The sequence below is a fragment of the Pseudomonas amygdali genome (genome assembly GCF_002699855.1).
Taxonomy (GTDB): domain Bacteria; phylum Pseudomonadota; class Gammaproteobacteria; order Pseudomonadales; family Pseudomonadaceae; genus Aquipseudomonas; species Aquipseudomonas amygdali.
Genome location: NZ_LKBW01000092.1, coordinates 1 through 7,558 on the forward strand (window position 1 = coordinate 1; position 7,558 = coordinate 7,558).

Below are 7,558 nucleotides of genomic sequence, written 5' to 3' on the forward strand. Positions count from 1 at the left end.
CAGGATGCAGGCCGCCAAGGCAGCGTAAGTGGATAATTGTCCAACCTTCGGGGGGCATACCAGAGCGTGGGAACGAGAATCTGAGTCGAACGCCAATTCACCTGAAGTCACAGAACCGCTGTGTGACGCAGAGCGTCACGAAAGGCATTACGACGCGGAGCGTGGGAACGAGAATCTGAGTCGAACACCAATTCACCTGAAGTCACAGAACCGCTGTGTGACGCAGAGCGTCACGAAAGGCATTACTACGCAGGGTGAACGATAGTCAACGACACCCAGTCAGCCCTGATCCTCGATCGGATAGCGGCTGTCATTCAGGCTTTCCTTGATCTTGCGCAGGTGCGGCTGGAAGTCAACGCCGCGGCGCAGGGTCATGCCGGTGGCCAGCACATCAAGAACGGTGAGCTGGATGATCCGCGAGGTCATCGGCATGTAGATGTCCGTGTCTTCCGGCAATGGAATGTTCAGGCTCACAGTGCTGGCCTGCGCCAGTGGCGAGCCAGCGGCGGTCAGGCCCAGCACCGAAGCGCCATTTGCACGGGCGATGCGGGCCACTTCCACCAGCTCGCGCGTGCGCCCGGTGTAGGAAATGATCACGAACAATTCGCCGGTATGGGCCACCGACGCAATCATCCGTTGCATCAGCACATCGGCATGCGCCGTGACCGCCAGGTTGAAACGGAAGAATTTGTGCTGCGCATCAAGCGCCACCGGCGCCGAGGCACCCAGCCCGAAAAAGTGGATCTGCCGTGCCTGGATCAGCATGTCCACGGACTTGCTGATCAGCGCCGGGTCCAGTTGCTGGCATGCGCTGTCGAGCGAAGCAATGGCGCTACCGAAAATCTTCTGGGTATAGGCCTCGGGATTGTCGTCGGCTTCCACAGCGCGGCTGACATAGGCTGCGCCGCTTGCCAGGCTCTGGGCCAGTTGCAGTTTGAGCTCCGGATAACCGCTGACGCTGAACGAACGGCAGAAGCGGTTGACCGTCGGTTCGCTGACCTTGGCGGCCTGGGCAAGCGCTGCAATGCTCAGCCGCGTTGCCATCTGCGGGTTGAGCAGGATCACTTCGGCCACCTTGCGCTCGGCCTTGTTCAACTCATCGAGTCGGCCCTGGATTTGCTCCAGGAGGTTTCTTACGCGGTCCATTCAAAGTCCTTGTCGGGGGCTGATTCACCAACGGTTTTGGCCTGAGCTTTTTTTAGCTCTTTAGCCTGTAGCAAAGGTGGCCTATCGTACTGAGGGCCTGTGTTGATCACCACTGGAATATGCTTTTAGGCAGAATGTTGTGGTTATTACTACATATGGCCTTGAGTAACGCCTTTAAAAAAGGTATTTGTAGCCTAACTTGATAAAAGAACCAACATTATGCCCTTGATTACGGTTGAACCGTGCACATTTGCCCTGTTTGGTGCCCTGGGGGACCTGGCGGTACGCAAGCTGTTCCCGGCTCTTTATCAGCTTGATCGCGCTGGACTGCTGCACGAAGACACAAAAATTCTTGCCCTGGCGCGTGAACCCGGCGACGAACAGTCGCATCTGGCGTATATCGAAAAATCCATGCGCCGCTTCATTCCCGAGGCCGAACTCGAGCCCGACAACCTGGGCCGGTTTCTGGCGCGCCTCAGCTACCTGCATGTCGACTTCCTCAAGGCCGAGGATTACGTCGCACTCGCCGAGCGCGTCGGCAATGCCGAAACCCTGATCGCCTATTTCGCCACACCCGCCTCGGTCTACGGTGCCATCTGCGAGAACCTTGCGTCGGTCAACCTCGCTGAGCGCACGCGTGCCGTACTGGAAAAACCCATCGGTCACGACCTGGCCTCTTCGCGCCGGGTCAATGACGCTGTTGCGCAGTTTTTCCCGGAAAACCGCGTCTATCGTATCGACCACTATCTGGGCAAGGACACGGTACAGAACCTCATCGCTCTGCGCTTCGCCAACAGCCTGTTCGAAACCCAGTGGAACCAGAACCATATTTCGCACGTGGAGATCACGGTGGCCGAGAAGGTCGGCATCGAGGGCCGTTGGGGCTACTTCGATCAGGCCGGTCAATTGCGCGACATGATTCAGAACCACTTGCTGCAACTGCTTTGCCTGATCGCCATGGACCCGCCCAGCGATCTGTCGGCAGACAGTATTCGCGACGAGAAGGTCAAGGTGCTCAAGGCGCTGGCACCGTTCACGCCCGAGCGTCTGGCGACCCAGGTGGTGCGTGGCCAGTACACCGCTGGCTACAGCGAAGGCAAGGCGGTGCCGGGTTATCTGGAGGAAGAGAACTCCAACACCCAGAGCGATACTGAAACCTTCGTCGCGCTGCGTGCCGATATCCGCAACTGGCGCTGGTCGGGTACGCCGTTTTATCTGCGTACCGGCAAGCGCATGCCGCAGAAAATGTCGCAGATCGTGATCCATTTCAAAGAGCCGCCGCACTACATCTTCGCGCCTGAACAGCGTTTGCAGATCAGCAACCGCCTGATCATTCGCCTGCAGCCCGACGAAGGTATTTCCTTGCAGGTGATGACCAAGGACCAGGGGCTGGACAAAGGCATGCAGCTGCGCAGCGGGCCCTTGCAACTGAATTTTTCCGACACCTACCGCAGCGCTCGTGTCCCCGACGCTTATGAGCGGTTGTTGCTGGAAGTCATGCGTGGCAATCAGAACCTGTTTGTCCGCAAAGATGAAATCGAGTACGCCTGGCAATGGTGCGATCAGTTGATCGCTGGCTGGAAGAAGGCGGGCGACGCGCCCAAGCCTTATCCGGCCGGAACCTGGGGGCCAATGAGTTCCATTGCCCTGATTACTCGTGACGGGAGATCCTGGTATGGCGATATGTGACCTTGAGCTGCCAGCAGGGCTGGTAGCACGTGATTTCGACACACCGCAGCAACTGGCTGATGCGCTGGCTGCCAACGTCGCCGAGCGCCTGAAGCAGGCAATTGGCGAAAACGGTCTGGCGACCCTGGTGGTGTCCGGTGGTCGCAGTCCTGTGGCCTTTTTCAAGAGCCTGGCCGTGCAGCCGCTGGACTGGTCGAAAGTAGTCATCAGCCTGGCTGACGAGCGTTTCGTGCCGACCGAGCATGCCGACAGCAATGCGGGCCTGCTGCAGCGCCACTTGCTGCAGGGTCCTGTGGCGAAGGCGAAGTTTCTGGGGTTGTACAGCGTGGCGGGCAGTGTCGAGGAGGCAGCGCTGGCTGCCGATCAGGCGCTGGCCGAGCTGCCACCGATTGATGTATTGATTCTGGGCATGGGCGACGACGGGCATACCGCGTCGCTGTTCCCTGATAGCCCGAACCTGAAAGAAGCCCTTGATCTGCAAGGTGAGCGCCGCTGCCTGCCGATGCTCGCACCGAGCGTGCCGCATCAGCGCCTGACCCTGACCCGTCGCCTGTTGGCGTCGGCACGTTCGCCGATCCTGTCGGTGTCCGGCCAGGCCAAACTCGACACCCTGCGCACCGCGCTGGCGGGCGATGACCTCGCCGAGATGCCGGTGCGTGCGTTTCTCAACCCGTCTCTCGAGATTTACTGGTGCCCATAAGCAAAGGAAACGTCGCCATGACACAGAACGAAAATAATCAGCCGCTCATCAGCATGGCGAACAAGATTGCCCAGATTGACGAACTCTGCGCCAAGGCAAAGATTCTGCCGGTCATCACCATTGCCCGTGATCAGGATGTGCTGCCTCTGGCCGATGCTCTGGCCGCTGGCGGCATGACTTCACTGGAAGTTACGCTGCGCTCGGCGTTCGGTCTGAGCGCCATCCGTATTCTGCGTGAGCAGCGCCCGGAGCTGTGTGTGGGCGCCGGCACCATTCTGGACCGCAAGATGCTGGCGGACGCCGAGGCGGCAGGTTCGCAGTTCATTGTGACCCCTGGCAGCACGCAAGACCTGCTGCAAGCCGCAGTCGACAGCCCGTTGCCCCTTTTGCCGGGCGTCAGCAGTGCTTCGGAAATCATGATCGGTTATGCCATGGGCTATCGCCGCTTCAAGCTGTTTCCGGCCGAGATCAGCGGCGGTGTGGCGGCAATCAAAGCCCTGGGCGGACCTTTCAATGAGGTGCGTTTCTGCCCGACTGGCGGCGTCAACGAGCAGAACCTGAAGAGCTACATGGCCTTGCCCAACGTCATGTGCGTGGGCGGGACCTGGATGATTGCTAACGCCTGGGTCAAGAATGGCGACTGGGGCCGCATACAGGAAGCCACTGCGCAGGCAATGGCGTTGTTTGACTGATTTTCAGGATTTCGGAGTCAGCCCCTTTGCGGCTGACTCCGGCAAGGAAGTTGTTGTTGGTTGTATGGCTTTTCGGTGCTCCCTGGTCCGGAGCACCGTTTTTTTCTCCCCCGGACCGCCTCTTTGTTTATCCCTTGTCCTTGAACGACTGACGCGGACGTGTGCGCAATGGGTCCAATAGCGCGCCAAGGCCGTTGTGATCGATTTCCTGCATCCATGCCAGTAAACCTCCCAGTTCACCTTTCGGAAAGCCTTCTCGCGCGAACCAGTTCAGATAATGACCTGGCAAATCGGCGATCAGCCGTCCTTTATATTTGCCAAACGGCATTTCCTGCGTCACCAATAACCTGAGTTTCTCCGGGTTCACCTGCAAGCCTCCCATCAATACATGTCGAACAGCACGATACGTGCATTCTGCATGCAGGCCAAACGACAGATCATGCAGAAGTCACGAACAGCCAATTGTGAAAATTTCGTAAATCATTGATTTTAAACAATTATCTCCATATAAAAAACTGGCACGGTGTCTGCAATTACCTATACATCGAACACTTTCGTATCAACCTGCCATTAGGAAATTATCAAATGACTGATATCAACAAAGAAACGATCTCTATCCTGAATGACCTGATCGAAACCAGCAAAGACGGTGAAGAAGGTTTCCGTACCAGCGCAGAACACGCAAAAAGCGCTCAGGTAAAATCGTTCCTTGCCAATCGCTCCACTGAAGTGGCTGCAGCCGTTCGTGAACTGCAAGCTGAAGTGACCGCACTGGGTGGCAAGCCTGAAGATTCTTCCAGCGTGTCTGGCGCACTGCATCGCGCATGGGTCAACCTGAAGTCGATGGTGACTTCGGATGACGACAAGGCGGTACTGGAAGAAGTCGAAAAAGGCGAAGACGTTGCCAAGAAGGCTTATCGCGAAGCGCTGGAAAAAGCCCGTGCCAAGAACGTTTCCCCTAACGTTATTGCGCTGATTGAAAAGCAGCAGGCTGGCGTTCTGGCCAACCACGACAAAGTAAAAGCACTGCGTGACGCAGCACGTGCAGCCCACGCCGCATCGTAATTCGATGCGGCAGCGGTAGCCGAAAACGCCAGCCAGTCTGGCGTTTTTTTATGCCCGCCGGTAGCTCATCAAACCTGATCAGTCATCTCTCTGGCAACCGAACTGCGATGCTCTACGCGGTTACGACCCTTGTGTTTGGCCTGATAAAGCGCCTTGTCGGCTATTCCGAAAAACGCCTCCAGTTTGTCTCCCTGACGCACCATCTCTGAAACGACACCGATACTCACGGTGATGGGCTGTTGTGCACCCGGAAACAGCGGCAGTGATTCAGCTGCCTTGCGGATCTGTTCGGCAATCATCATGGCTCCCGGCAAGTCGGTTTCCGGCAGCACTACCACAAACTCCTCGCCGCCATAGCGTGCAACCCGGTCACCGGGGCGACGGATATTGAAGGAGATGGTTTGTGCAATCAGGCGCAGTGCTTCGTCACCGTCCTGATGACCATGACGCTCGTTGAATGCCTTGAAATGGTCTACGTCGATCATCAGTAAAGACAGCTGTTTGCCTGAGCGCTGTGCCCGCGCCCATTCGGTTTCCATGGCTTCGTCAAGCTGGCGACGATTATCGAGCCCTGTCAAACCGTCCGTTGCAGCCAGGCTGGCCAGTGCATCCTCAGCGCGATGGCGTCGTCGCAACTCGCGACACAGCAGCCATGTCAGCCACAGGATTCCGAGACACAGTACGCTGGTAGCGGAGCCGACCAGCCAGGCATTGCGCCGCCATACGGCATACACCTCATCCTCGGACTGACCGATCACGACAACCAGCGGCAGATTGCCGACCCGGGAAAACGTATACAGCCGACGAGCGTTCAACTGCGTCGACATGGCAGCAAAGCTGCCATGTCCTTCTTGAAGAATGCGCTGAAAGTTGGGGCTGTGGCTGTAATCCTTGCCAATCAGATCTTCACCCTCCAGATCGGGGTAGCGGACGATCAGGATGCCTGCGGTATTGATCAGGTTGATACTGCTGCCGACGCCCAGATTCTGGCTCATGAACAAGTGTTTGAAATACACCAGTCGCATGGCCGCACTTACCATTCCGGTGAACTCTCCATTGGGGCCTGACATGCGACGGCTGAAACTGATGCACCAGTCCTTGTAACCCCAACGGCTTTTGTACGGTGCACTGACGTGCAGACCCAGCGAAGGGTCCGCCTTGTGGTCTTTGAAATAGGAGCGGTCGGAGAAGTTGTCGTTTCGAGGGATGACGGACAGTGAGTCAGCCAGGATGGCGCCCTTGTTATCGAGCAATACCAGATCGCCTTTGAAAGACGCCGCAGTGGAGCGATCAAACAGGACAAGTTGTCGCAGTTCAGGTGACAGGTCCTGAAGGTCCGGACGCTGCCATGCGCTAATCATGCCTTGCAGGGAAGAGTCGTAAAGCTCTGCGTTATGCATGACGTCGGCATCAATCAATTGCACGGTATTGGCCGCCGCCCGCGCCGCAGTCTGCGCTGCGTCGTCACGCTCTCGGGCCAGTAAAGACGCCACAATCCCCAGTATGGCGAACATTGACAGTGAGCTGCCAAAGATCAGCATGAGTTCCGGTCGGGTCCATTTGAGCCGGTCTTGCCGAGATGACGCAAACAACATCATTGGTTGTTCTACCTGCAGACGAATGAATCTTGATAAATGGTTAAGACAGTTATCATTATTTTTATGATTTTAATGCTGGGTGTATAGTACGCTCCTTATAGCCTCATATGAATGGAATGTGAATAAAGCAAGTGTATTTAAAATGATGCGAACAGACGCACACGGACGACTGTAAAAAACAGGGGGGAGTAATTTATTGCTTGAAGGGATCAGCGGGGCAGATGTATGCCGAACGTATTGACACCCTTGTCGCTGTTCACGAACACGGTGCCGCCGTGCATCAATGCAATGGCCTTGACGATGGCCAGCCCCAGGCCATGATTGGCGCCGCTGTTGCTGCGTGAGGCATCGACCCGATAAAAACGCTCGAACAGCCTGGGCAAATGTTCCGGGGCTATCTGCATGCCAGGATTGGTTACGCCGATACTCACATGGGCATCGCGCGACTCGATAGTTACCTCGATGACCTGACCGGCGTCGGTGTGTTGCACGGCATTGTGCAGCAGGTTGATCAAGGCGCGGCGCAAGTGGGGCTTTTCAATCGGTGCGCTGGCGTCGCCTTGAACCCGGACTTTGGTATGACCCCCGAAGGTTGGACGCAACCTTTGGAGGCGTCATGGGTAAATATACAGTGCAGGCAAAACTCGCAGCCGTGAAAGAATATTGTG

Annotated in this window: 7 protein-coding genes and 1 pseudogene; 4 read left to right on the top strand and 4 right to left on the bottom strand. The window is 56.8% G+C overall.

Translation table 11 applies throughout. The annotated features are described in order from the left end of the window. Positions 1 to 279: 279 nt before the first annotated feature. Positions 280 to 1,146 carry a MurR/RpiR family transcriptional regulator gene (locus AO277_RS08930; RefSeq protein WP_002552324.1) on the bottom strand — a complete coding sequence of 289 codons (867 nt, stop codon included), beginning with the start codon at positions 1,144 to 1,146 and terminating at the stop codon, positions 280 to 282. Positions 1,147 to 1,365: 219 nt separating this feature from the next. On the opposite strand from AO277_RS08930, the gene zwf reads away from it, so the two are divergent. Genes zwf through AO277_RS08945 form a run of 3 tightly spaced genes read left to right on the top strand, consistent with a single transcriptional unit; the run spans position 1,366 to position 4,227 of the window. Beyond that, positions 1,366 to 2,835 carry a glucose-6-phosphate dehydrogenase gene (gene zwf / locus AO277_RS08935; protein ID WP_005732729.1) on the top strand — a complete coding sequence of 490 codons (1,470 nt, stop codon included), beginning with the start codon at positions 1,366 to 1,368 and terminating at the stop codon, positions 2,833 to 2,835. Beyond that, positions 2,822 to 3,535, top strand: a complete 714-nt coding sequence (gene pgl / locus AO277_RS08940) for a 6-phosphogluconolactonase (protein ID WP_044319951.1) — start codon at positions 2,822 to 2,824, stop codon at positions 3,533 to 3,535. The genes zwf and pgl overlap by 14 nt, the downstream gene beginning before the upstream one ends. Before the next feature lie 17 nt (positions 3,536 to 3,552). Then, the gene (locus tag AO277_RS08945; RefSeq protein ID WP_044319950.1) at positions 3,553 to 4,227 is read left to right on the top strand and encodes a bifunctional 4-hydroxy-2-oxoglutarate aldolase/2-dehydro-3-deoxy-phosphogluconate aldolase; all 675 of its coding nucleotides are present in this window, start codon (positions 3,553 to 3,555) and stop codon (positions 4,225 to 4,227) included. 127 nt (positions 4,228 to 4,354) lie between these two features. Here the strand turns inward: AO277_RS08945 and AO277_RS08950 are convergent, their stop codons facing one another. After that, the gene (locus AO277_RS08950) at positions 4,355 to 4,609 is read right to left on the bottom strand and encodes a DUF3820 family protein (RefSeq protein WP_161795814.1); all 255 of its coding nucleotides are present in this window, start codon (positions 4,607 to 4,609) and stop codon (positions 4,355 to 4,357) included. 203 nt (positions 4,610 to 4,812) lie between these two features. Here AO277_RS08950 and AO277_RS08955 point away from each other — a divergent pair, with 203 nt between their 5' ends. Next, entirely contained in the window at positions 4,813 to 5,292 is a 480-nt protein-coding gene (locus tag AO277_RS08955) for a PA2169 family four-helix-bundle protein (RefSeq protein ID WP_002552329.1), read from the top strand. Between the two features lie 68 nt (positions 5,293 to 5,360). On the opposite strand, the gene AO277_RS08960 is transcribed toward AO277_RS08955, so the two are convergent. Both AO277_RS08960 and AO277_RS08965 read right to left on the bottom strand, forming a co-directional pair. After that, the gene (locus AO277_RS08960) at positions 5,361 to 6,890 is read right to left on the bottom strand and encodes a sensor domain-containing diguanylate cyclase (RefSeq protein WP_044319948.1); all 1,530 of its coding nucleotides are present in this window, start codon (positions 6,888 to 6,890) and stop codon (positions 5,361 to 5,363) included. Positions 6,891 to 7,099: 209 nt separating this feature from the next. Further along, positions 7,100 to 7,465: pseudogene (locus tag AO277_RS08965) on the bottom strand (ATP-binding protein); the annotation flags it as partial. Positions 7,466 to 7,558 lie beyond the last annotated feature (93 nt).

What these genes read in the sequence shown, in the direction of transcription:
- AO277_RS08930 (WP_002552324.1), bottom strand. Translation starts at nt 1,146, where the DNA reads ATGGACCGCGTAAGAAACCTCCTGGAGCAAATCCAGGGCCGACTCGAT.
- zwf (WP_005732729.1), top strand. Translation starts at nt 1,366, where the DNA reads ATGCCCTTGATTACGGTTGAACCGTGCACATTTGCCCTGTTTGGTGCC.
- pgl (WP_044319951.1), top strand. Translation starts at nt 2,822, where the DNA reads ATGGCGATATGTGACCTTGAGCTGCCAGCAGGGCTGGTAGCACGTGAT.
- AO277_RS08945 (WP_044319950.1), top strand. Translation starts at nt 3,553, where the DNA reads ATGACACAGAACGAAAATAATCAGCCGCTCATCAGCATGGCGAACAAG.
- AO277_RS08950 (WP_161795814.1), bottom strand. Translation starts at nt 4,609, where the DNA reads ATGGGAGGCTTGCAGGTGAACCCGGAGAAACTCAGGTTATTGGTGACG.
- AO277_RS08955 (WP_002552329.1), top strand. Translation starts at nt 4,813, where the DNA reads ATGACTGATATCAACAAAGAAACGATCTCTATCCTGAATGACCTGATC.
- AO277_RS08960 (WP_044319948.1), bottom strand. Translation starts at nt 6,890, where the DNA reads ATGATGTTGTTTGCGTCATCTCGGCAAGACCGGCTCAAATGGACCCGA.